This is a genomic window from Mycobacterium sp. E136 (assembly GCF_001666865.1).
Taxonomy (GTDB): domain Bacteria; phylum Actinomycetota; class Actinomycetes; order Mycobacteriales; family Mycobacteriaceae; genus Mycobacterium.
Map to the genome: position 1 here is coordinate 1 of NZ_LZJE01000053.1, position 1,132 is coordinate 1,132.

Genomic DNA, 1,132 nt, shown 5'->3' on the forward strand with positions numbered 1-1,132 from the left:
AGGTCGGGTCTCTGTGAGATCGCGCGGATCGCGATGGAGCCGATTCCGCCGGTCGACCAGACCACGACGCGGTGCTTACCTCCGGTCATCGATCCTCCTCCGGGAGCCCGGTGTGGCGACAAAGCCAGCGCTGAGAATAGCATCCACTATTAATGGTAACCAGAACAAAGATTAGGTTAGAGTCGGTCGTCGTGAATACCCCGGCCTTGTCGCGGTGCTGATGTTCACGCTCCGGTTCGACATCCGGGCGCCCGCCGAGGGAGCGCCGACGACCGAGCTGTACTCGGTCGCTGTGCAGATGTGTGGGAGACGGCAGGGCGACGAATCGGTCGCGAGTATCTCGAGCGCGCCGCACTGGTGACGGGGTCAATCGCAGCAACGGAGGAATCGTGAAAACACCGCTGAGAACCGTGGTCTGGGGGACGGGCGGCGTCGGGTCGATCGCGATCCGCGCGATCTCACAGAGACCCGACCTGGATCTCGTCGGGGTGTGGGTGCACTCCCCCGAGAAGGACGGCAAGGACGCGGGTGAACTCGCCAACGGGCAGCCGATCGGGGTGGCCGCCACCACCGATGCGGATGCGCTGATCGGGCTCAAACCCGATTGTGTCATCTATTCGGCCAGCGGGCCGGAACGTGATGCGCTGGCCGTCCCGGACTATGTGAGGCTGCTCAGCGCAGGGATAAACGTGGTGACCACCAGCACCACCCGCCTGGTCAACCCCCACGCCTACGAACCGGTCGAGTGGCGCGACCAGTTGTCCGCGGCCGCCAAGGAGGGCCAGGTCTCGTTGTACGCCTCGGGGATCGAGCCGGGCTTCGTCGCCGACTACCTACCGCTGGTGCTGAGCACACAGTCGTCGCAGATCGAGAAGATCCACGCCTACGAGATAGGCCTGTACGACGACTACGGTGTTTCCGACATCATGAGCGACGCTTTGGGATTCGGCCGACCGCTCGACTACCAGCCGTGGATCTCATTTCCCGGGGCGATCGCCGGCGAATGGCAAGGCCAGATCCGCATGGTCGCCGAGGCCCTCGGCGTCGAGATCCAAGAGGTCCGCGGCACCCTCGACCGCCGCGTCACGGACCGCGACATCGAGGTGGCGTTCGGCACTATCGAGGCGGGGAC

At 64.8% G+C, this 1,132-nt stretch carries 2 protein-coding genes; both read left to right on the forward strand.

Translation table 11 applies throughout. The features are described from left to right. Nucleotides 1-220 precede the first annotated feature (220 nt). On the forward strand, nucleotides 221-361 hold the full coding sequence (locus tag A5698_RS28405) for a hypothetical protein (RefSeq protein ID WP_156670581.1): 141 nt from the start codon (nucleotides 221-223) through the stop codon (nucleotides 359-361). A gap of 28 nt (nucleotides 362-389) precedes the next feature. After that, on the forward strand, nucleotides 390-1,132 hold a 743-nt coding region (locus A5698_RS03900), incomplete at its 3' end, for an NAD(P)H-dependent amine dehydrogenase family protein (protein WP_231967295.1).